This is a genomic window from Heyndrickxia sp. NPDC080065, assembly GCF_050281185.1.
Classification (GTDB): Bacteria; Bacillota; Bacilli; order Bacillales; family Bacillaceae_C; genus Heyndrickxia.
In genome coordinates this window covers 83107-106891 of sequence record NZ_JBNNWS010000001.1, presented here as the reverse complement: position 1 = coordinate 106891, position 23785 = coordinate 83107, and the positions used below count along the sequence as shown (strand labels likewise).

20 protein-coding genes and 2 pseudogenes are annotated in these 23785 nt (G+C 35.7%); 11 read left to right on the top strand and 11 right to left on the bottom strand.

Going from position 1 to position 23785, the window contains the following annotated elements:
- The first annotated feature begins 465 nt into the window (after positions 1–465).
- Positions 466–633 carry a hypothetical protein gene (locus ACQKP0_RS00490; RefSeq protein WP_427403848.1) on the top strand — a complete coding sequence of 56 codons (168 nt, stop codon included), beginning with the start codon at positions 466–468 and terminating at the stop codon, positions 631–633.
- A 264-nt stretch (positions 634–897) separates the two neighbouring features.
- Here the strand turns inward: ACQKP0_RS00490 and ACQKP0_RS00485 are convergent, their stop codons facing one another.
- The 3 genes from ACQKP0_RS00485 to ACQKP0_RS00475 all read right to left on the bottom strand — a co-directional run bounded on the left by ACQKP0_RS00485 (position 898) and on the right by ACQKP0_RS00475 (position 2434).
- Positions 898–1416, bottom strand: a complete 519-nt coding sequence (locus tag ACQKP0_RS00485) for a hypothetical protein (RefSeq protein WP_427403847.1) — start codon at positions 1414–1416, stop codon at positions 898–900.
- Between the two features lie 160 nt (positions 1417–1576).
- Positions 1577–2146, bottom strand: a complete 570-nt coding sequence (locus tag ACQKP0_RS00480) for a hypothetical protein (protein ID WP_427403846.1) — start codon at positions 2144–2146, stop codon at positions 1577–1579.
- Positions 2147–2155: 9 nt separating this feature from the next.
- Positions 2156–2434: a hypothetical protein gene (locus tag ACQKP0_RS00475; protein WP_427403845.1), complete on the bottom strand. Its 279-nt coding sequence runs from the start codon at positions 2432–2434 to the stop codon at positions 2156–2158.
- Positions 2435–2787: 353 nt separating this feature from the next.
- On the opposite strand from ACQKP0_RS00475, the gene ACQKP0_RS00470 reads away from it, so the two are divergent.
- Complete coding sequence (locus ACQKP0_RS00470) at positions 2788–3678, top strand: SH3 domain-containing protein (protein ID WP_427403844.1); 891 nt, start codon at positions 2788–2790, stop codon at positions 3676–3678.
- A gap of 146 nt (positions 3679–3824) precedes the next feature.
- Here ACQKP0_RS00470 and ACQKP0_RS00465 read toward each other — a convergent pair whose 3' ends face one another.
- Together ACQKP0_RS00465 and ACQKP0_RS00460 are read right to left on the bottom strand one after the other, a co-directional pair.
- A complete protein-coding gene (locus ACQKP0_RS00465; RefSeq protein WP_427403843.1) occupies positions 3825–4280 on the bottom strand; it encodes a pentapeptide repeat-containing protein in 456 nt (151 codons plus the stop codon).
- A gap of 100 nt (positions 4281–4380) precedes the next feature.
- Positions 4381–5427, bottom strand: coding sequence for an IS1595 family transposase (locus ACQKP0_RS00460; protein WP_427403842.1), 1047 nt, complete (start codon positions 5425–5427; stop codon positions 4381–4383).
- Between the two features lie 616 nt (positions 5428–6043).
- Here ACQKP0_RS00460 and ACQKP0_RS00455 point away from each other — a divergent pair.
- The 5 genes from ACQKP0_RS00455 (at position 6044) to ACQKP0_RS00435 (ending at position 14256) form a co-directional block, all read left to right on the top strand.
- Positions 6044–7345 (top strand): hypothetical protein, encoded by a 1302-nt coding sequence (locus ACQKP0_RS00455; protein WP_427403841.1) that lies wholly within the window; start codon positions 6044–6046, stop codon positions 7343–7345.
- Positions 7346–7692: 347 nt separating this feature from the next.
- Positions 7693–9228: an AbgT family transporter gene (locus ACQKP0_RS00450; RefSeq protein WP_427403840.1), complete on the top strand. Its 1536-nt coding sequence runs from the start codon at positions 7693–7695 to the stop codon at positions 9226–9228.
- Positions 9229–9356: 128 nt separating this feature from the next.
- Complete coding sequence (locus ACQKP0_RS00445) at positions 9357–10619, top strand: amidohydrolase (RefSeq protein WP_427404157.1); 1263 nt, start codon at positions 9357–9359, stop codon at positions 10617–10619.
- A gap of 98 nt (positions 10620–10717) precedes the next feature.
- Positions 10718–11935, top strand: coding sequence for a M20 metallopeptidase family protein (locus ACQKP0_RS00440; RefSeq protein WP_427403839.1), 1218 nt, complete (start codon positions 10718–10720; stop codon positions 11933–11935).
- An 839-nt stretch (positions 11936–12774) separates the two neighbouring features.
- Positions 12775–14256 carry a WG repeat-containing protein gene (locus ACQKP0_RS00435; protein WP_427403838.1) on the top strand — a complete coding sequence of 494 codons (1482 nt, stop codon included), beginning with the start codon at positions 12775–12777 and terminating at the stop codon, positions 14254–14256.
- Between the two features lie 167 nt (positions 14257–14423).
- Here the strand turns inward: ACQKP0_RS00435 and ACQKP0_RS00430 are convergent, their stop codons facing one another.
- The 4 genes from ACQKP0_RS00430 to ACQKP0_RS00415 form a co-directional block, all read right to left on the bottom strand.
- Entirely contained in the window at positions 14424–14783 is a 360-nt protein-coding gene (locus ACQKP0_RS00430) for a Lin0512 family protein (protein ID WP_427403837.1), read from the bottom strand.
- Between the two features lie 90 nt (positions 14784–14873).
- Complete coding sequence (locus tag ACQKP0_RS00425; RefSeq protein WP_427404156.1) at positions 14874–16250, bottom strand: glutamate decarboxylase; 1377 nt, start codon at positions 16248–16250, stop codon at positions 14874–14876.
- Positions 16251–16709: 459 nt separating this feature from the next.
- A complete protein-coding gene (locus ACQKP0_RS00420) occupies positions 16710–17471 on the bottom strand; it encodes an SDR family oxidoreductase (RefSeq protein WP_427403836.1) in 762 nt (253 codons plus the stop codon).
- A gap of 70 nt (positions 17472–17541) precedes the next feature.
- Positions 17542–19014, bottom strand: a complete 1473-nt coding sequence (locus ACQKP0_RS00415; RefSeq protein WP_427403835.1) for a DHA2 family efflux MFS transporter permease subunit — start codon at positions 19012–19014, stop codon at positions 17542–17544.
- 195 nt (positions 19015–19209) lie between these two features.
- Here ACQKP0_RS00415 and ACQKP0_RS00410 point away from each other — a divergent pair, with 195 nt between their 5' ends.
- Positions 19210–19776 carry a TetR/AcrR family transcriptional regulator gene (locus ACQKP0_RS00410; RefSeq protein ID WP_427403834.1) on the top strand — a complete coding sequence of 189 codons (567 nt, stop codon included), beginning with the start codon at positions 19210–19212 and terminating at the stop codon, positions 19774–19776.
- A gap of 285 nt (positions 19777–20061) precedes the next feature.
- Positions 20062–20787 carry a 3-ketoacyl-ACP reductase gene (locus ACQKP0_RS00405; RefSeq protein ID WP_427403833.1) on the top strand — a complete coding sequence of 242 codons (726 nt, stop codon included), beginning with the start codon at positions 20062–20064 and terminating at the stop codon, positions 20785–20787.
- A 227-nt stretch (positions 20788–21014) separates the two neighbouring features.
- On the opposite strand, the gene ACQKP0_RS00400 is transcribed toward ACQKP0_RS00405, so the two are convergent.
- Positions 21015–22061, bottom strand: a complete 1047-nt coding sequence (locus ACQKP0_RS00400) for a 2,3-butanediol dehydrogenase (protein WP_427403832.1) — start codon at positions 22059–22061, stop codon at positions 21015–21017.
- Between the two features lie 279 nt (positions 22062–22340).
- On the opposite strand from ACQKP0_RS00400, the pseudogene ACQKP0_RS00395 reads away from it, so the two are divergent.
- Positions 22341–22857, top strand: a pseudogene (locus ACQKP0_RS00395) (DUF402 domain-containing protein).
- Between the two features lie 111 nt (positions 22858–22968).
- Here ACQKP0_RS00395 and ACQKP0_RS00390 read toward each other — a convergent pair.
- Positions 22969–23298, bottom strand: coding sequence for a hypothetical protein (locus ACQKP0_RS00390; RefSeq protein WP_427403831.1), 330 nt, complete (start codon positions 23296–23298; stop codon positions 22969–22971).
- 370 nt (positions 23299–23668) lie between these two features.
- Here ACQKP0_RS00390 and ACQKP0_RS00385 point away from each other — a divergent pair.
- Positions 23669–23779 (top strand): annotated as a pseudogene (locus tag ACQKP0_RS00385) (IS1595 family transposase); the annotation flags it as partial.
- Between the last annotated feature and the right edge of the window lie 6 nt (positions 23780–23785).

Genomic DNA, 23785 nt, shown 5'->3' with positions numbered 1-23785 from the left:
GTTGAAAATCTCACAAATAAGTACACACTTAAACTCATCTTCAGAATATTACAACTAGGCATGTTCTCTTTTTCTCCTCTTTAAAAATCTATACTAGCATCACAAATAAAATCGGATGTTAAGTTTGTATCTGCAGATTTAAGGGGAATTATTAAACTCTCTATGAATCTTCCGGAAGGAGTTCAATCTTTAACTAATTTGGTTGTTCATGCTGTCGAAAATCCGTTTACAACAGATAACAAAAGACCTTATTTATCAAAAAAATTTCGTTAGTTGACTGAAAGACTATTTGTTTAGTTTATGTTTTAGTTTATTAGGAATTAATCTTCAAATCTATACAAATAACCAATAGGGAGGAAAAATCAAAAGATTAAAAAGGGATTTTCTTTACTTCTTGTTTCGATTTTTGTTTTAGGCTTTTCTGCAACAACTTTTGCAGCAGCATACGACTCTCCACGATGGACTTTGAGACCCGATAGGGTTGGTGACTGGGGTCAGGCAAGGGTATACCTAGGTTCGGGTGACACTACACTTTATGTAACAGTTAATCAACGTGGGATTCATAAAGGACAAAAAGCACATACTTTTTGGGAGATTTACCACCCTGCTATAGGTAAGACTGAACATACATGAAATGTGGATTCCGATTTCTATGCTACAATGATATTTAGTGGTTTAAAAAGTCCAGGAGGGAAATATGATGTCTTCTGGGAATCTAGAACAAACAATGCTACTGAAGGTTGGTACCAACTTCACACAAATTCTTTGTCTGACTTTTATAGATTAAGGTAAATACGAAGGTTAATCTATAATCCAATTTAATATCTCCCCCAATAAGTTGTTTATAAGTTAAAACGAACAGCTTATTGGGGGATTTTTATTTGTAGTGCATTAGATTTATAATGAGTTTGCAATTCCTACTAGCGTTGGCAAAGGCTTGTCTATTAGGTCTTCCTCAATACTTAATATATAAATCCAATTATTTTTTTCAAACATAAAAGTAATTAAATCCCTTCCATTTATCCCCGATGTTGTATAATAAGCTTCTGTTCCGTCTTTTAGAGGGATTATTGCATCTGTACTTGAAAGTAATTTCCCCCTTTCTTTAGCAGGAATGACATTTATAATATACTTAAAATGTTTTTCCTCATTTAAGTATTCAATTTCAAGACTCTCATTTTCTTCATTAAATCTTCCGAAAGAGTGCGTAAAATCCAGTGGCGGTAATTTTTTTGGTAAATCTAAGTTTGTTTTATAATAAGATTCTGTTTCCTGTATTGCATTCGAAACGGACTTAAAACCCAGGTCATAATAGTCTTTTTCTATACTCTTTTGTTGGGATGCTTTAACGGATTGCCACCCACTGAGAAAGAAAGATAATCCAATAAATAAAATAATAAGTTTATTTTTAGTCAAATGTATGTTTACTCCTTCCTAGTTTATTTCTCTATTATTCAAATATGATTGTAAAATATTCATCAAGTCAGGAATTAAGGTTAATCTTCAATAAATTATCTATCTTATATATATATTTATTAATTAAATTTATATCAATCCTCTTATATTGAGTTTGATTTTACGTAGCTAAGACCCTTAACCTTTCTATTAAAGAATCTAAGTTATTATCAAAAATTGTATGTAATTGTCCTTCGTAGGTTCTACTTATTTTATTTACACTATAATCTAACATCGGTATACCTTTTCGAATATTATTATTTTGAAAATAGTCTTCAGCATTCTTTAGAAAATCATTAAAAGAAGCTAAATTTTCATAAAATGTTAATAAAGTAGCGGAATCATTTATATTCAAATAATCCGAAATATCTTCATATAATTGTTCCCGTTTAGAGGTTATGTGGATAGATGATGTAACAATTCCTCGTGCTTCTTCTTGCCGTGCTTTTAATTCATTAACATTGTTTTCTATGTTTGTAAGCAATATACGGCTGCTTATTTTTTTACTTTTAACTGGTAAATCAGGAATAATGTAATTTACAATTATATTTGCAAGCTGACCATTATTTTGATATTCGTTTAGAATCTGTATTTTTGTTTCAACATTCATATTAACTACTAACTGGTTAACCGTTTCCATACTAATATCATCTTCATTCAGCGGCTCATTTGCTTCCTCATGGCTTTTCATTTATGCAAGTTACCTTTCAACTGTGTACGATTTCTCATCACTATCTATTTTGTCAAGATGTATTGGACACATAAGGATAAGATTATCAAATCCTCGTCTCTTTTCATGAATTTGATTGGAGTCATATCTGGGGCTTCCTTCTGAACGAGCTTTTATATGACAAATTCCCCCTGTAACTTTTTTCCCTTCAACTAGTTTATTAGGGCACTTAGGGAATGCACAATTTTTTCTAGAAACAGCAAATAGTCTCTTAATAGTACTTGGTTTTGGCAGGTCTGTTGTACTCACATATATCCTCCTTTTGTTTAATAATATATAATCTTTCATATGTACTACTCGGGCGTGCAAGGCACAGCTACACCTTGCATAGTTTTTAACAGATTACATAAAGAATTCTTAAAGTCCCCATTTGCTATAAAGGTGGGGACTATTTTTTACTTACGGATATAGGATTAAGTTTGAACTACTTTTATGGACATGAAAGAGTAAACTGATTTAATGAATTACCAACATTTCCTATTTTAATACATCGTTCTTACCAAAATATCATAGGAAATAGATTGATAGATAAAATTGACTTATAATAAAGGCGTGATTAAAAAATGCAAGTCTTAGTACTTTAAAGCAAGGAGAAGAAGTTGATGAAAAAGGTATTTGCAACCTTTGTTGCAATTTTCGTTGTATTTGCAGGACTTTATATTGCTAAACCTTCTAAAGCTGCAACGAGCAAAACAAAATATGTTACAGCAAGTGTATTGAACGTTCGTAGCGGTCCAAGCACCAAGTTCAAGGTTGTCACAACAGTTAAGAAGAATCATGCTGTAAAGGTTACACAAACTACTGGTTCTTGGGATAAAGTAACAGTCGGAAGTAAAACAGGTTGGGCTTCTAGTAAGTATTTAACAACGAAAAAACCAGCAGCTCCAAAGAATTTAGCAGCAGGATTAAAAACAGTTGGAAGCAACAAGCAATTAATTCTTGTGACTTCTAACGGGAAAAATACCTCTATTGCTGAAATTCGTACCTTTGAGAAAAATTCAAAAGGACAATGGGTTTCTGTTTTAACCACAAAAGGATATATTGGTAAAAATGGATTTGCTTCTGCCTCAAATATGAGTGAAGGTGCAAAAAGAGCTCCGATTGGGAAGTTTACAATCAGCACAGCATTTGGTCGATATAAAAATCCGGGAACAAAGATGCTATACCGTAAAATTACGAGTGATGATGTTTGGGTGGATGATCCTACATCTAAACTTTATAATACTTGGCAATCTCGAAAGAAAACAAAAGGCCAATGGAAGAGTGCTGAAAATATGAATATCTCAGCATACACTTATGGTTTTGTCATCAACTACAACACCAAACGTGTGCCATACAAAGGCAGTGCTATCTTTTTCCATATTGGAAGTAGTTATACGCTTGGATGTACAGCAACCTCTCAAACAAATGTCGTAAAAATTTTGAAGTGGTTGGATCCTAAAAAGAAGCCAGTAATCATTCAAACACCTATTCAAGAACTAAACAAATACTAAAACAAAAACCTACATTAGGATTTTTCCTTTGTAGGTTTTTTATTAGTTTGGCTATGTTAATTCTAATGTTGATATTGGACCATAAGAAAACCGCCTTGGTTGAAAAGGCGGTTCATTGAGCTATCGTACCCGTCGTATTAAGTGAACTAAATGTTATCCTTATAACGTTCTAACAAATCTTTTACTAGAATTCCATCAATACTTAATCCCTCAATATTACAATTTCTAAGTTCGACTTTTGAAAGATTACATGCATCAAATATGGCGGTACTTAAATCACTGTTTTTGAAAATTACTGGCTCAACATTAACCCACCCGTCGGTTCCAGGCTCTTCGGATAACTGACTTCTTTCGGCATTTGGTCTAACAATATTTTCGAATATGGTTCCGCCCATCTGAATCATATTGATATGCACATTTGAGAAGTAAATATGTTCCCAATTTGAATTTACAAAGTTTGTGTGAGCAAATGATGTATATCGCATATCAATACCGTGAAAGTCTGACTCCTTAAAACAAACCATATGAATCTTTTCGTTCCTTAAATCTTGCAATTCTAACCCATTTTTCGAATCCATTACTTTCCTTTCAGTAAGTGGCAATGGTATACACTCCTTAATTTATGATGTGAATGATTTCGCCAATAATCCATCTTTTACCTGCAATGTACACTAAAATTATTCCAATAAACTGCCAGTTAGCTTAACAAAAATAAGCAGAAAGCCGAAGTTTGGTATTTGTGTCGGTCACAGTAAACAGGCATGATTTGACCAACATATTTTTCTTATTCGATGTGGTATTCTCATATTCCTTGCTGTCTAAATAACGAAACCAAGCCAAATAATGCTGTAAATACTTCGTTGCAACACCATTAAAGCGATCCATCCATTTCTTCAAGCGGCTATGGTAGCTATTGACGTTTTGGATATGGTACACGCCTTTTACTCGCAGTTTCCCATCGGACTTGAATCGATAATGTTCTAAGCCTTTGGTTTTTGCATAGGAACTGAATGCCCTCCATGAATCAGTGCATAGCACATTTGAGTCGGATAAATGACCACCAATCGCTTCATCCAATTTCGTTGTTCGAATTCGCCCACGTCCAAGAACGCCAGAGTACGTCATTTTTTGTCGGTCACGGGCAACCAGTACGCACACTTGATCATGGCTTATACCACGATATTTTGCTTTGCCACCACGTTTACGTGGCTTGCGTTCGGTGATGTTCCGTCTACCTTTTTCAGAGAACAAGAAATAAGTTTCATCTATTTCTACAATATCTTGAAATGCTTCAGTTGGAATCTGCTTTAGAGCAGAGAGAATCTTATGCCGCCAGTAAAACAAGGTTACATGTGTAACCTCGCCAAACATCTTCTCGGCACAATTCCTTAATGAATAGCTCTCAATCATGTATTCCATGAATTTAATCCAAAGATGGGGTCTTCTTGTCCGCTGTAACGGGGTATTCGTAAGATCGTTAAACGTTTGACGGCACGACTTACAACGATAGCGTTGACGTTTGACTATTCCTGAACGGGTTTTTACATCGTACTTTCCAAATCGCACGACAGAATGGTTTTTGCAATGCGGGCAAACAAGCCCATCTTTATGCTTCTGCTCTTGAATTTCATCAATCGCTCGAAGAGGAACCGCAACTCCCTTGGTTCGTGACTGCAAAAAGTAGATAAGTTCTCGTTTACCAGTATCGTCTAACGTATCAGCAAGCTTTTTTAGTTCTTTTAAATCCATGGGCAAATCATCTCCGAACAGTGATATTACCCTTATTATAGAACGTCCGTTCGTAATTATCAAATATCAACAATAACGTTTAACAAAGCCATTAGTTTTAATAAAGCAAAAGCTTTTTGTAAATTGTGACTGGGATATTAAAAGTCATTCAAAATGGGGGGTGTAGCAAATCTTTATATAACCTAAATAGGAAAACGTGGAATTAAGTCAGGTGTTTTAGCAGGGGGTTATTTTGGTTATTCAAAAAATTTAATCCTAAAATGAACATTTATTGATAAAAAACCTTTCAAAACCACTCATAAATTTTCGTAATTACTCTCTTAATTTTTTTTATCTAGTATTGATAAAAAATGGTATAGAAAAAAATGTATTAAAGTTCTCTCAAATCACCATACTTCTTCAATGGTATAAGATAAATATTGAATTTGTGGAATCCTCTACATTATGATTTAAAAATGTAATTTCAGCATTTTATTTTCTTAACTGCTAAAATATTAAGAAAGAACTTATAGATAATGATAGGTCTGGCGCCGTTTGTTCGAGCTTTCCTCTGTTATATAAAAGTATAATAAAAATAAACTATTGAAAATGCTACGTTTGAGGAGTGGGGAAAATAATGAATCGTATTGGGGTAGTAGGTCCGATCCAATCTATTGAGCGAATTCTAGAAGTTGCTAATGAATTTGAACATGAGATAACATTTATCACTTTTCCATATGATGATGTTGGAGAAGTAAAAGAAATCGTAACAAATCATCAAGGAGAAGTAGATGGCTGGTTTTTTTCAGGTCCGATTCCTTATACATTGGCGAAAAAGATTTTGGGTAAAAATGCCGATATTGTCTATTGTCCGCTTATAGGGGCAAGCCTCTACAAAAGTATTATCCAACTGTTTTTTGAACAAAAACAATTTGCCAACAAGATTTCTATCGATATGATTCAACCTGAAGAACGAGATTTACTAGAATCGCTGCAAGAGTTGGATATTTCAACTGAAAATATATTCGTGAAGACATTTGATGAAGACTATGATTCTAATGCAATAACACAATTTCATCTTCAATTATGGAGAGACGGAAAAATAAATGGGGTCTTAACGGGCTTAAATTCTGTTTATCAAGCCTTGAAAAAAGAGAAGATTCCCGTTTATCGTATTCGTGTCACGAAAATGGAGATTAGACAAGCAATGAAGATTGTTGTTGGTAAAGTGAAAAGTTCTTATTTCAAGGAAAGTCAAATTGGAGTTGAAATAATAGAGATTAGTCAATTTGATCAAATTGTGGATAAAACTGAAGCCAGATATCATCTTCAACAAATGGAGCTAAGAATAAAACAAAACTTACTTCAGCTTTGCGAGAGGTTAGATGGGTCACTTTTAGAAAATGGAAATGGGCGCTATCAAATTTTTAGCACTCGCGGTGCAATTGAAAGGGAAATCGATAGACTCTACAATACTGTTAAACAGTTGACTCTGGAGACTGATCTACCCGTTCGCGTTGGAATTGGATTTGGAGAAACCGCCTTTTCGGCTGAAATTAATGCTCGTAAAGCAATTCAGCATTCGAAGGAAAAAGAAGACGATCACATTGTTGCTGTTCAAGAAGATGGTATAATCGTTGAATCGATTGGACAGAAGGAGGAATTAACCTATTCGTACCGCTCCGATGATAAAGAACTAATCGATAAATTAAAAAACGCTAACATTAGTATTAAAACCTATAAGAAAATAGAAGCATTGACTAGCAGTATGGGATGGGAAGGATTTACAACGGCAGAGTTGGCTGCTCGATTAAATATGACCGTCCGTAATGTTCAGCGGATTATGAACGGTTTGTATGAGAATGGTCTGGCTGAGTGTATTGGCGAAGAAATTCCTGGATCTCGCGGACGGCCTCGAAAAGTATATAAGTTAAAATAACGACACCAAATAATGGATGTCGTTTTTTTTAGTAGAAAATTTTCAAAATTCTATTGAAACAAAAGATTTATACGAATATAATCAAATTAACGAAAAATTCGCTAGTTATTCGTTAAATAAAAAAATGAGAAACGCCAACTGATTTTTCTTTATTTAGTTTCTCAATAACACATTTAAAACAGTTAAATACAAAAAACTTAATTTGGAAAGCGCCTTCATTGATTGAACGATTGTCCGCAGGATCCAATCTAGTGAGGATGGAAAAAGGCTGTTTTACAATAGTGTTTGGAAGTAGTTCCGTTTTAAGAAAACAGATTAAGCGATAAAAGAGCAATAGGAGGAGTTATATGGCAGAACTTGCAAAGCGTTTAAAGACAAATAATGAAGGACAGAGAGGTTTTTTTAAATGGGTGGAGCGTGTAGGGAATAAAATCCCACATCCATTTTTATTGTTTATTTATTTGATTTTTATTTTGTGTATAGCAACCGCTGTACTATCGATATTCCATGTTTCAGTTACAGATCCAACAAATAATGAACAAGTTTTCGTTAAAAATCTATTAAGTGCAGAAGGAATTCAATGGATTTTACCTAATGTTATCAAAAATTTCTCAACTTTCTTACCCCTAGGGTATATTTTAGCCCTTGTACTTGCATTAGGTCTAGCAGAAAAAGTAGGGTTACTTGAAACTGTAATTCGCAAAATGTCGTTAAAAGTTTCGGCTAAATATGCAAGTTATCTCGTAGTATTTGTTGCGTTTTTTAGTCATGTTTCGTCCGATGCTGCATTCGTTATTATGCCTCCACTCGGAGCACTCATTTTCCGTGCTGTCGGTCGTAATCCTATTGCTGGTTTGCTTGCTGCAATTGCAGGGGTAGGATCGGGGTTTACAGCAAACCTACTTATTGTAACTACTGATGTATTGTTATCGGGAATAAGTTCAGAAGTTTCAACATCCATCAATTCAAACATCAGTGTCAGCGTGGTAGACAATTGGTTTTTCATGGGGTTCTCTGTTATTCTGCTTACAGTGATAATTGCTCTAGTAACAGATAAATTTGTAGAACCAAGATTAGGCAAATATAAACAAGAAGATAACGTGAAATTAGAAAAATTAACCGATCAACAAAATAAAGCACTACGGTTAACAGGAATCGTAGCGGTAATATTTATCGCAGTTGTAGCACTTTTAGTGGTTCCTAAAGGCGCACTTCTTAGGGATCCGGAAACAGGAAGCGTTATACCGTCCCCGTTTATGTCTGGTATTGTTCCAATTATCATGTTCTTCTTTTTTACGGTTGCCTTAACGTATGGGATAAAAGTGGGAGTTATTAAAAATCAAAATGATATTCCTAAGTTATTAACGGATCCAATGAAAAATATGGCTGGATTCATAGTCATGATTTTTCCTCTTTCACAATTTGTTGCGTTTTTTAACTGGAGTAATACCGGTAAATTTATTGCAATATCAATTACGGATTTATTGGAAAAATTAAATATGACAGGTGCACCAGTTTTTATCGGTTTAATGTTTTTATCGGGGCTTTTAAGTATGTTTATTGCCAGTGGGTCAGCTATTTGGTCTGTACTTGCGCCAGTGTTTATTCCAATGTTTATGATGCTAGGTTACCATCCTGCTTTTGCCCAAATCGTATTTAGGATTGCAGACTCATCTGTTCTTCCGGTAGCGATTGTCTCTCCGTTTGTGCCGTTATTTCTTGGCTATTTACAGGAGTACAAAAAAGACGCAAAGCTCGGAACTTATTATTCTTTAATACTACCGTATCCCATTGTTATCTTTATTGCTTGGACTCTATTATTAGTAGTTTGGTATTTCCTTGGTCTTCCAATCGGTCCGGGAGTTTTCCCAAGAGTACATTAATATTATCTATTTGAAAAAGAAGAAAAAATGCACTTTTCTTCGGAAGTATTTCCGTGGCATTCTTTATCGAAATTTTTTAGAATCTTTCTTGATTTATGAAAAGAGTAATAATAAATAAAGGAATGAGTATATTGGATATAGTTTCATTAAGAAGAGATTTACATCAGCATCCAGAGGTTGGGTTTACGGAATTTCGAACTGCCTCTAAGGTGGTTGAATTATTAACAGCATTTGGGTATGACGTCATTTACGGAAAAGATGCGATGGACGGTGATTCCCGTAGCGGTTTACCGTCCAAAAATGAACTTGATAAGGCTTTTAAGAGAGCATTGCAAAATGGTGCAAATGCGGACATTATTGAAAAAATGAAAGGCGGATATACTGCGGTTGTTGGTATATTAAAAGGCAAGGAAGATGGTCCTACTATGGCCTTTCGATTTGACATGGATGCCTTGCCTGTTACAGAAAGCACGGATGGGGATCACTTTCCACAAGCAGAAGGATTTTGTTCGAAATATGAAGGGAATATGCATGCATGTGGTCATGACGGGCACACGGCAATAGGATTAGGTCTTGCTGAAAAACTATCAGATCGAAACTTTTCAGGGACAGTTAAATTGATTTTTCAGCCTGCAGAAGAGGGTGTTCGAGGAGCATATGCTGTTGTCCAAAAAGGAATCTTGGATGATGTTGACTATTTTTTCAGCCAGCATTTAGGTACAAATGTCCCTTTAGGAGAATTCTATGGTGGATCGTCCGGATTCTTAGCGACGACAAAAATGTCTGCAACGTTTATCGGTGTGGCTTCTCATGCAGGAGCTTCTCCAGAAAAGGGGCGAAATGCCTTAGTAGGTGCAGCTACAGCCTTGCTCAACATACACGCGATCCCTCGTTTTAGCTCGGGTGAAACACGAGTGAATGTCGGTGTACTTGAAGGGGGAACCGCTCTTAATATTATCCCTGAAACCGCAAAAATGCTAATTGAAACTCGTTCCATTTCAGAGGAAGTAAATAGAGAGTTGGAAGAACGTGTTAGAACCATTGTTAAACATAGTGCAGAAATGCATGGGCTCGAGCATAAAATTGAAGTCATCGGACAAGCGATACCAGTTAATTGCGACATAGAGCTTGTTCGCTTGGCCGTAGAAGAGGCTAAACAAGTTGAAGGTTTTTCCTCACTGAAAGAAGTTAACGATTCTGGTTCGCTTGGAAGTGAAGATGCAAGTTTTATGATTCGACGTGTTCAAGAAAACGGTGGGAAAGGAACCTATATGATAATCGGTACTGATATTCCTGCACCACACCATCATCCAAAGTTTGATATTCAAGAAGAGGTTCTTCCTCGAAGTGTATCCCTATTAAATCGAATTGCACGACGTGTATTAACGTGATGTAGTAAAGCCTCCATTTTTGTATTAAGCGTATGGGGGCTTTGCCTTTGTAACGGTTAAAGAGCCAACTAAAGAGAAAAATAGAAAAGGTGATAGAAATGAACAATGTAATAAGCAAAAGTATTAAAGAATGGCTGACAGATGCATTGATTAATGAAATTGTAGGGTTTCGAAGGGATCTTCATCAGTATCCGGAGCTAAGCGGTGAAGAATATGAAACATCTAAAAAGATTCAAGCGAAATTAGAGGAATATGGTATCCCTTTTAAAACAGGCTTTGCGAAAACAGGAGTCCTTGGTGTCATTAAAGGAGGAAAACCTGGAGGAACCGTTGCCTTACGTGCTGATATTGATGCATTGCCAATTCAAGAACGGAATGAGCATGAGTTCGTTTCGAAGATTGAAGGAAAGATGCATGCATGCGGGCATGATTCTCACACAGCGATGCTTTTAGGTGTGGGCTATATTTTACAACAGTTAAAAGATGAATTACCTGGTAAGGTGTTGCTTGTATTTCAACCAGCTGAAGAGTTAGCGCCAATCGGGGGAGCCGCGCAAATGATAAAAGACGGTGTATTTGCGGAAGATGTACCCGATGCTATTTTTGCACAGCATGTATGGCCGGATTTACCTGTTGGGAAGATTGGTGTGCGGCAAAACGAAATGATGGGTGCATCCGATCGATTTAAAATCGTCATTAAAGGATCGGGTGGGCATGCGAGTATGCCACATCAAACGACAGATGCTATTATTGTCGCTAACCAGGTCATTACAAGCCTTCAAACGATTGTCAGCCGGAATATCGACCCTCTAGATCCAGCTGTAATAACGATTGGACGAATAGAAGGGGGATATCGTTATAATGTCGTAGCTGATGAAGTGACGCTAGAAGGAACGGTTCGCACCTTAAAAAAAACAACGAAAGAGAAAGTAAAAGACCGCTTTTTCTCTATTGTGAAAGGTGTAGCCGAATCCTTCAATGCTCAAGCGGATATCGACTATTTAGATGGTTATCCCGTTACAATGAATACACCGGAATGGGCCGATTTAGTGAAAGAAACTGTTGTTGCTACATTCGGTCATGAAGCCGCGCCTAATGTAGCGCCTTCGTTAGGTGGTGAAGATTTTTCACGGTTCTTATTACATTATCCGGGTGCCTATTACTGGCTAGGTACGGCAATTGACACTGAAGAGCCGCAAAAGCCGCTTCATGATCCTCAATTTAAACTGAATGAAAAGGCTATTCCAATTGGCATTGAGATGATGGTGAATGTTGCAATAGATGCATTAGCAAAGCTTGAAAAAAGAACTAGATAATGATAAATAGAATTGCATATTTAAACAGATTTTTTTTTATCTAAGTTACTATATATATAGTGATTTAATATCTACCGGATTATCAATCCAAGGGCTGACGAAGCTCAAAAAAAATAATTCAAAGTCTTGTAAATCATTTAAATCCTACTGCAATCGTAAGAGAAAGCAATTTGAAAATTAGATTGTATAGCAAAAGGAACAATGGTAAGGTGAATTTCACTGCTCAATTATTAGTTGTCTATACTTAGTACACTACGCATGTGGAGAGCTGTTCATTACTTGACAGAAGAGATAAATAAAATGTAACAGTGAGTAGGGAGCCTTTTCTGAGTGGGAGGCTCTTAGTTATAGTTATAAACTGGCGAAGACAATGTAACTGACCTCTATGCTATCAGCGAATGAAGTGTAACATTCCTGTAGTTTCCTTACATATCTGTAAATACCTTTATATCCATAGTAATTTAATATTATGTTTGAAAGAATCGCAAAAGTGAGAGAAGAACATATGACTCACGCCGTAGAAATTTAGATATTCCCAATCCTTTACATTAGTTTGAACTATCTAGTAAAAGGTCCAAAGTAAAAAACAGTATGACAAACATTAGAAGAGCTTTGGAGCTGTAATGAACTTCTTTCTTAGTTTTATTAGGGATTGCTAAAGAAAATAATTCAGATCTTCACGAAATACACAACTCTCCATTAGATTATATTGGTGACAATATACTTTATCACTGCCATCATCTTCTTCTATCATCCAGATTTGTAATACTATTATAAATACTTATTAAATATGCTATAATTGGTAAATGGAAAATTTAACTAAAAAAGGAGGAACGTTTATGGGTAAAGCTTTAAAGTTTGGAATTAGTTTTTTACTAGTTTTTATTCTTTTTTTATCTTCAATACAAACTACTTCATTAGCGGCAGGCAAAAAAATTATTTTAGGAAAAGAATTTTCCTATGGATTAGTTTCTATTAAAGAGAATAATAAATATGGGTTAATGGATCAGAAAGGTAAAGTAGTTATTAAACCTAAATATGAAATCGTTTTTCCTATATCAAAAGATATATTCTTTTTTCAAAAGAATGGGAAGGCAGGTTTAATTAGTAACAAAGAGAAGGTAATTATTAAACCAAAATATGATGATATTGAAAATGATTTAGAGAATAAAAATATTCTTTATATTAAAAAGGGACAAAAAGTAGGATTGGCCAGTCTAAATGGAAAAGTGATTGTGCCGCCAACCTATGATGAAATCAACTATTTCCATGAGGGTCTGTCTATTATTAGAATGAATGATAAATATGGTCTGATCAATCCTAAAGGAAAAGTCGTTTTGAAGCCAACTTATGCAGAAATTGCAGAGTCTTCCGAGGGAGTTTTTGTCATCAAACAAGATGAGAAGTATGGAGTTATTAATAAGAAAGGCAAGCTTATTGTTAAACCAATTTATGATCGGATAAGTACATTTCGCAACGGGACCGCTCAAGTATCGGTTAACGGTAAAAACGGCCTTATTGACACAACTGGAAAAATCATTATAGAACCTTCCTACGATTATATTAGTAATTTCGAAAGTGGTTTAGCACTAATGAAAAAAGATGAGAAATATGGATTCATAAATACTTTAGGAAAAATAGTGATAGAACCCCAGTTTGATATAGATGATGATGATTATGATTATTATCATGCTGCCTACCCTTCCTTCAAAGATGTTCTAGTTCCTGTCAAAAAGAACGGAAAGTATGGTGTCATTGATAAAAAAGGAAAGACCGTGATCCCATTTCAATATCATTGGATTAGTCCGTTCAGAAATGGAATTGCATTTGTTATGGTAGGTAATAAAACTGGGATTGTGAATAATAAGGGAAGAATGATTGTAAAGCCAGTATATAAATTTGTAAGTCTCACTTCTACTAACAATATCCTTTTTTATGATAATAAAAAGTGGGGGATCATGAATAAAGAGGGGAAAATCATTGTCAAACCGAAATATAATGAGATATTTTCTATGGGACGTAAAGGTCTAATTGGGGTCGGCATTAAGAATAAATATGGAATGATCGACGGAAATGGGAAAGTAATAATAAAGCCTAAATATGCCATGTTAGATAGATTCAGCAACGGCCTGGCTCGAATTGAATCTATTCAAAACGGCGCATTTAAAACAGGATTTATTAATGATAAAGGTAAAGTTGTAATTGAACCAAAATATAGTATGGCAATCTATTCTGGGGATTTTGTCTATGTCCGAAAGAATGGAAAAGCTGGATTTTTCGATAAAAAAGGAAAGATGGTCATTAAGCTGCAATATTCGTAAAATTAAATGGTTTGGTTGAAAACTAGGTAAATTAATAAAGGAACTACTTTTAACGAAAATATTTAGGGCAGCCCAAACCCTTGGCTGCCCAATTTTAGGTAATTGGTAAAAAAGAGAGGAGTAAATATGTATTGGTGTTAACCACAAAAATGATTAGTTAAAATCCATTAATAGCCAACCTCAACGGATGCGACAACGATATACATCTTATCATTTTTATCGCCTTTTTCTTCTAGAACGATTCCGCTTGTTGTCAGCATACCTCCGTCCATTACTTCCACTGTTACTTTTCCAAAGGGGATAGTCTCTTTTACCGCATCAATATCCAGTTTTTCCTTATCACAAGGAACGGCCAATTTTACATTTACGACCATATTGTCTAAGCTGTTATCTGGTAATACAGATCGGATACCTGGCATCGAATTAAAGTGAATGGCATTCTTTATAGCACGAACGGCTGCTTTCGTAATATTTTGTCCATGAACATCAATTCCCATCCCTGTTTCAATAAACATTAGATTTTCCATCATTTATACACCTCACAGTTAATATGGATTCTATTTTATCAAAAAAAGACTGACTATAAAAAGTCAGCCCAAACTCTCAACATAAACATTTCAAGTATGGTGAAATGCAATATCGTATTTTGTGTCATGTGGCAATGGCCTATTCAAGGAATCTAGAAATGAGACGGCCTGTATAAGATTCATCATGAAAAATTGAGCCAAGTTCATGGAAAATCCGTTTCGAACTACAACACGCATAATCGTTACATTTTCCATATTCGGGGGTAAAGGATATGCCGGCACTTGCCAGCCATATGTGCGCAATTGACTAGACAAGTCGTATAGATTCCAGCTTGATGTGTATCCTTCTTTCAGCCTCCATGATAATACTGGGAGATCCGATCCGTCTGTAAATATTTCAAAAGGTTCCATATTATGAATTGCCTTACTAAGGAATTGTGCCACTGATTGAGAAGCCTTTTGTACCTTATAGTATCCTTCTTTTCCTAAACGGAGAAAGTTGTAATATTGCAAGAGTACTTGTGCGCTTGGACGGGTAAAACTCAAAGCAAATGTTGGCATGTTCCCGCCTAAATAGGATACATGAAAGATGAGATCCTTGGGGAGATCTTTAGCCTCACGCCAAACGATCCATCCAATGCCCGGGTATACTAATCCATATTTATGTCCGGAAACATTGATGGATTTCACCCTGGCCAACTGAAAATCCCAGATAATGTCTGGCTGAAGGAATGGTGCTATAAATCCTCCTGAAGCAGCGTCTACATGTATTGGAATATCGAGTCCCGTTCTGGACTGAAGCTCGTCCAAGGCTTTTGATATTGCGGCAACCGGTTCATATAGGCCTGTATAAGTCACCCCTAGAGTTGTCATTACTCCAATTGTGTTTTCGTCTACAGCAGCGAGTACACCTTCAGGATCCATAACGGGACGGTCTGGGGTAATGTTCACATAACGAGGTTCAACGTCCCAATAGTTTGCGAATTTTTTCCAAACAACCTGAACAGCGGAACTAAATACGATATTTGGCCGGTCAATTGGCTTTCCTTGTCTTTTGCGCTCGTTTTGCCAGCGACGCTTTAATGCCAGCCCCCCGAGCATACACGCTTCCGAAGATCCTATTGTCGAAGTACCCATCGTATTATGCGGGTGTGGCGAATTCCAAAGATCGGCTAATATTCGTATACACCGCTCCTCTATCACAGCTGTATGAGGGTATTCGTCCTTATTAATCAAATTCTTGTTGAATGATTCGGCATATAAGCGATCTGCGGTAGGCTCCATCCAGGTTGTTACGAATGTTGCAAGATTTAGTTTGGGATTGCCATCTAAAGCAATTTCATCGTGGATTTTTTTATAGGCGGTTTCAGGTAACATACCTTGGTCAGGTACACGAAAACGTGGAGCGGACTCATCTCCTATACGAGCGAATAGAGGGTTTCTAGAAAATTCGTGAGGCAACATCATTTGTGCGTGGTACGGTTGCCATTTCCAACTGCCTCTCGTTGCTGGTTCATAAGGAGTGTAATAAGGATTATATAATGGTTTCCATAATGTCGTATATCTTTGCGCCTCACCAGGAGTTAACCGTGAAAGGTTTGGCGGCTGATACCCCATATATAAATTATGCGGGGTGAAGGATGTTTTGATCTTTATTGGCGAGTAAGGATCAAATGGTCTAAAATATGGTTGGTATGTTTTATAATGATTATACATCATGATCCTCCTTATTCAACAATTAGTTAATAAGTATGAGGAAGTTTCTTAATCTAGAAGTTTAAATCATATTAAAATCACCTCTCAAGAAGGAGTGAAAGGAAATAATTTGAGTGAGGAAAGGCCGAATGATCAGCCTTTCATTATTTTCTACGTTCTTTTATCTTAAAAGATACTGGTCGACAAAATAACGAAATACTTCACCAACCATTAAAATGCAGCGGTCCAGCCAGCATCGGCTACGATTACTGTCCCATTTACAAAACTAGATTCATCTGAAGCTAAAAATAGGGCAACTTGTGCAATTTCTTCAGGTTTACCCGTTCTTGGGATTACACTTTGTACCGCTTTTGTACGACCAATACCAAATTCATTAATATTTTTCATAGATGAACCGATGTTTGTTTCTACTCCACCAGGTGCAATGGCATTACAACGAATACCTTTATGAGCGTACATATAGCCAGTATTTTTTGTAATTCCCACAACTGCATGTTTTGATGCCACGTAAGCAGCACCTGCATGAGCACCATTTAATCCTCCGGTTGATGCTATATTAATGATAATTCCTTTTTCTTTTTCTAAAAAGATAGGTATCGCCTTACGCATGGCACGCATGACACCTTTAGTATTAATATCAAATAACAGATCCCATTTTTCATCACTAATGTCGCCAACAGGTTCAAATGCATCCATAATACCCGCATTATTAACAAGGACATCTAAAGTTCCATATTCATTTACTGCTGTATTAATCATGTTTTCTATATCTTCTAATTTTGCCACATTCACTTGAATGGCTGTAGCTGTTCCACCATTATTTGTAATATCTGCTACAACCGTTTTTGCACCTTCAATGTTAAGATCAGCTACAACGACTTTAGCCCCTTCTTTCGCATACAATTCTGCAATCGCCTTTCCCATACCTGATGCTGCTCCTGTTACAACTGCTACTTTATTTTGAAGTTTCATTAAAAATTCCTCCATTCATTTGTCTGTTTTCTTTTTTTATTTTTTTCGATTTCTAGTTTTGAAGTCAACGTCATTCAACTGGTTTGGTATTGTGCTGCCTCTCCGTTTTTGTCTTTGATCCCACGTTCCTTTTTGGCATAAATATAGTTACAAAAAATGCTAAGATACCTAAAATGGCAGTAAACATGTAAGCATCACTCGTGCCAAGTATAGAAGATTCCTTAATCAGTTGAGATTTGGAATGAATATCCGCAGAATGAATCAGCTTAGCAGCATGACTTTTCGTTTTAGTTGTCATAATCGTTACAACCAGTGCAGTTCCGATTGCACCCGCTACTTGGCGAACTGTGTTACTAACTGCTGAACCGTGTGTATTTAGGTGTTTCGGAAGGGTATTCAGTCCGGCAGCAGTGATAGGCATTGTCAGGAAAGACATACCAATGCGTAAGATTATCGTCCTTATCATCAAATAGCTGTAACTGGTTGTTTCACTCAAATTGGTAACTCCCCATGATGCAGCAATAATAAAGATGAGTCCTATAAGAGCTAGTGGTTTTGCACCGAATCTATCGAATAAGCGGCCAGTCACGGGTGACATCAATGCATTTAATAATGCACCTGGGAGTAACAATAAGCCGGTTTCAAGGACCGTGTATCCTCTGCTTGACTGTAGGTAAATAGGAAGCAATATCATATCTGCATACATAACCATCGTGTTCAAAATAAGAATAAGTGTCGTCATCGTGAACATTCGATCCTTGAAGACTCGTAAATTTAGCAATGGGTCAGTCGAGGTAAGCTGACGCCAGCAGAAGAGAATAAGAAAAATCGCACCGCAAACTAAATAACTCAATACCAAAGCACTTCCCCAGCCTTTGTCACCAGCAATGCTAAACCCATAAAGGATTCCACCAAACCCAGCTGTTGAAAGAATGATACTAATGATATCAAGTTTTGACTTAGATGTTTCCGATACATTTACGAGATATTTGAACGCTAAAGCAACCACGATGGCAACAAGCGGGAACATGCCGATAAATAACCAGCGCCACGAAAAATGTTCAATAATAACTCCTGCCAAAGTTGGACCAATTGCCGGTGCAAATATCATTGCAAGTCCAATTAATCCCATAGCAGTTCCACGGCCTTCCTCAGGAAACACTACAAGTACAACCATCATTAATAGAGGCATAATAATACCGGCACCTGCCGCTTGAATTAGCCGTCCTGTTAATAAAAAAGCGAAGTTTGGTGCAATGGCGTTAATAAAAGTTCCCACTAACAACAAAGCCATTGAACTGATGAATAGTTGCCGAGTAGTAAATCTTTTCATTAAAAAGGCTGTCACTGGAACTAAAATACCGTTCACTAACATAAACCCAGTTGACAACCATTGAATGGTTGTTGCAGAAACCTCAAATTGCTTCATCAAATCTGGTAAAGCAACATTTAATATCGTCTGATTTAAGATGGATAAAAATGAGCCAAAGAGTAAGACGAATAGAAGAAGCCCCTTTTTAATTTGTTGATTCGATTGATCCATAACCTATTACTCGATCCTTTCATCTTTTAAACTAATTGACATAGTGTTGATTAATTGATATCGTGTCAATGAATACATACTAACATGGGAATAATGATTATATCCATTTACACTTTTAAGAGAAGTGTTTACTAATTAACACTTTGATGAATAAGTGTCGTAAAAATTATAAATTATAGATGAAGGGTTGATAGGATGTCTAACAACGGGAAGAAAAAGATGGATCCCCGAATTAAACGTACAACGAGAATGTTTAAAGACGCACTCATTTCATTAATCCAGGAAAATTATGATAAAAGCAACTTAACAGTCCGAATAATTGCTGATCGTGCTGAATTAAACCGTGCGACTTTCTACTTGCACTATCAAGATATTGATGATTTAATACAGCAAATGATCGATGAAGTTCTTGACGAGTTGTATAATACTTTAAAGCCTCCATCCGAGGATAATCCATCAAATGAAAAAGGATACCCCTCACCCCGGGACCAACTTATCTCTTTTCTAGATCATTTTTATCGAAATAGAGGGCTCTACAATGTTATGCTGGAGAACAAGGATTTTCGCAAAAGAGTGTTCGATATATTGTTAGATATCGTCATTTTTTGGGCAGAAGATCGAAAAATGAAAGGGAGATCGTTCCAAGTGTCTAATGAGACTATTGCTGCCTCAACACTTGGTATCTTATCATGGTGGTTACAAGAAGGAACACCTTATAGTCCGAGCTATTTAGCACAACAGATCAGTCTCATGTACAAATAAGACGCGTGATACATGGGATCAGATTCTTTGTCCCAGTGTAATTTGAAAATCTAGAATGTCTATTGATCACAAGCAAAGCATTCTCATTCATTGAAATCAACTCGACATTTATTATAGGCTTCATTTATTTTTTATGTGAATACTGTGTTAAAGTAATATCAAAAACTATACTAATGTAATTTCACGTTTGATAAAAATTGCAGGCATAATTTTAGAAAAGTTGATTTCAGCAATAATATAATGAAAAAGTAGGGAATGATAGTTTACGAAAAGGAGCTGTTTATATTGGAACAATCATTAAAAGGAAAAGTTGCGTTTATAACGGGTGCTGGAAGAGGAATTGGCAAAGCGATTGCGACTGCATTAGCGAATGAAGGGGTAAATGTGGGGTTGCTTGCAAGAACAGAAGCGTCTTTAAAGGAAGTGGCAAGTGAAGTTGAAGGTTTGGGAGTTAAAGTAGCTTATGCTACAGTTGATGTTTCATCATTAGAACAAATAGATCGAGCCATAGAAAATTTGACAAGCGAGTTGGGTACAGCAGATATTCTGATTAATAATGCCGGAATTGGAAAATTTGCAACTCTTTTAGAAATGAGTCCAGAAGAGTGGAAGGAAATCATCGATGTCAATTTAATGGGAACATATTATGTAACACGTGCTGTTCTTCCACAATTAATTGAAAAAAGTGGCGGAGATATTATTAATATTTCATCGACTAATGGATTAAACGGGGCTGCTACATCTAGTGCATATAGTGCGTCTAAGTTTGGCGTAATTGGTTTAACTGAATCATTAGCACAAGAAGTCCGTAGAAACAATATTCGGGTAACAGCCTTAACTCCTAGCACGGTAGCTACAGAGCTTGCTGTGAAAACCAATTTAATCGCTGAAAACGATGATGAAAAATATATGCAACCGGAAGATATTGCGGAATTTATCGTTTCCCAATTAAAATTAAATCCACGAGTCTATGTCAAAACGGCAAGTCTTTTGGCAACTAACCCATTTTAATTAAATTCGAAGTCGGTCTATGCTGACTTCGAGTTTTTGTGTTTAATTCTAGTAATTTTAAGATATTCGATTTATGTAAAAAGTTTTTTGTATCGTTCTATAAATTATATATGATGTCTGGTTTTGTATAACTCTCACCAAAAAATATTAAACTTAGCATTGGGACGATAAACCCTGTTTCTACGAAAAAACCAGATTCTCGACGGGAATCTGGTTTTTTCATTTATTTATTCAGCTTTTACTAAGATTTTCACTTGGTCTCTTTCTCTTAGTAAGCCTTCAAAGCCTTCATCTATGACATCATCGAGTTTAATTCGTTTTGTCACTAGTTTATCGGCTGGGAAATATCCTTGAGCCATTAAACTGATTACTGCAGGGAATACATCACGATAGCCAATAATACCAGTTAATGTACGTTCTTTCATAACGATATCATGAGGGTGGATTGGTGCTTCTTTTTCAAAGATACTAACAACCATTGTTTCGCCATTAATTTTTGTTGAGTGAATTGCTTGCTTCAAGACAGGTGGGACACCAGTTACTTCATAGGCTACATCGACACCGCCATTTGTCCGTTTATAAATTTCTTCAACCGCATCATATTTTTTAGGATCGATAACGATCGCACCGAGTTCTTCTGCTTTTTGTTGACGAATTTCAGATAATTCAACAGCATAGATTTCTGATGCACCAGATGCTTTTAATGCTTCAATAACAAGTAAGCCGATTGGACCAGTTCCGAAAACAGCTGCTTTGTCGCCGACTTTCAACTTACTTTGACGAACCGCATGAAGAGCAACGGCAGATGGTTCAACAAGTGCGCCTTGTTCAAATGATACAGTTTCAGGTAATTTATGAATCATTTCTACAGGTACGGCTGCGTACTCGGAAAATCCACCGCCGCCTCCAGATAGGCCATAGAATCCCATTTTATCGCAAAGATTATATTTTCCTTGTTTACATGCTTCACATTCACCACATGCATAGATTGGTTCAACAGTTACACGATCACCAACTTGAACAGTTGTAACCCCTTCACCTATTTCAACAACTTGTCCAGAAAATTCATGTCCCATAACGATTGGAGCTTTATCACCACTTAATGGATGTGTTTCAGTAGGAATAAAGATAGGGCCAGCAGTATATTCGTGTAAATCACTACCGCAAATCCCGCACCATTCAACTTTTAATTTTACTTTGCCTTTTAGTGCACTTGGTTCTTCAATATTTTCTAAACGTAGATCTTTAACATTATGCCATCTCAATGCTTTCATTATGGTCATCTCCAGTTTATTAAATATTTGATTCTACACTTCTAGTGTACTCCTATTACCTTTAAATTGGGAAAACTGGTTGTGACAATCTTATAACATTATTGGGACATAGTATTGCTTTTTCTATAGAGTGATCCTTCGAGGACTTGGTCACTCATCCTCCATTTATAATTATTTGATAGAATAATAGATGTAATATAGTAGATTTATTATTACTTACATCTTAAAAACCAAATTCCTAGTTCGTTTAAGAGTGTATGTTGGAAGGTGGCTATTAGTATGTTAAATATGATGATGCATAAAGATAAGAGCATCATAGAAAGAAAAATACGCTATGATTCTACCGCTGTAGACCATCATTGTAGACTTCTAAAAATTGAACATCATAAGATCATGCTTTTACATAAAATAGAAGAATCATTTACAATGATAGCTGGACAAAAGGAATTAACTATCCCAAAAGGAATTAACTATCCCAAAAGGAAGTTATACATTTGCATATTATTGGATAGATAGTAGAGGGAATTATTTAGGATCGTATTTTAATATCGTTAGGCATACAACTGTAACAAATCAGATGGTATCCTTTGAAGATTTAATTATTGATATTTTGGTGTTTCCTAATGGTGATTACTTTATTTTAGACGAGGATGAACTACCAGAACCTTTACACCAATTTGAGGATGGGTTCGTACAGGATGCTCTTCATTCATTAATAGATGTGATTGACAGCATAATTCGAAAAGTAGATTTAGAAACTGAGAAACTAAGGCTTGTAATAAGTGAGCAGGTTTAAGGTCCCATGTCCTATTTAAAGAGAGATTTTTTGATAAAGAATCTTCGAGGAAATAAACTAAACTTAGCCAATATGAAACAGAGCAACAAATTGTGCTCTGTATCGTATTGGCTATTTTCCTTTTTGAAAGAAGAGTACTGCCCCGTAACCCAAAAATCCCAATAGAAGATAAACCAAAATATAACCAATTGCGCTACTGTTCGCCCATATTAGAATGGTAATTAAAAACCCTAGAGTAGAAATACCTAACGATATATAAATATTTCCTTTTAAAATTGCAGTAATTACACCATGGATAAGAAATATAGCTGGATAAATAATTAATAGTGAAATAAAGAAATATTTATGGTCTGTTTGTTGAAATAAAACATCCGTAAAAGATACATATCCAACAATTAAAATTATTATTGCCGGTAAAATATAAAGAGCAATTTTATTCATACATAGCCCTCCTTTTGAGTATTTAAAACATTTAAAATATTTTCTTTAATTATACAATAAATTGGAAATACATACACTCTATATTTGCATTAAAAAGTGAAATGGAGCTCCTCTGACCTATTATTTTATCTTTTAGGAAAAGATTTTTTATAGCGGTAGAAATTAATAGTTCTCAACAATCTCTTTCGACAACGGGGTGGGACAATGGACCAGACCCCTTGTCCCTTGAAGGATTTATCTCACTTAGAAAAGAATACTTATTTATGAAAATAGTTTATCGAGTTGGGGAAAAGTGGATTATTTTTTAAAAAATCCCTAATAAAATATCTACTTCTTAAATTGACAGTAGTGGGGATAAATTACCTGCTGTCGTAATAATGAAAGCACTATACAACATATTAAAGAATTTCTATTAACATCATTTGTATTTGAAATTACAGACGCCTATAACAGTTTGCGACTATCAAAATTCAATGTGTAATACTTA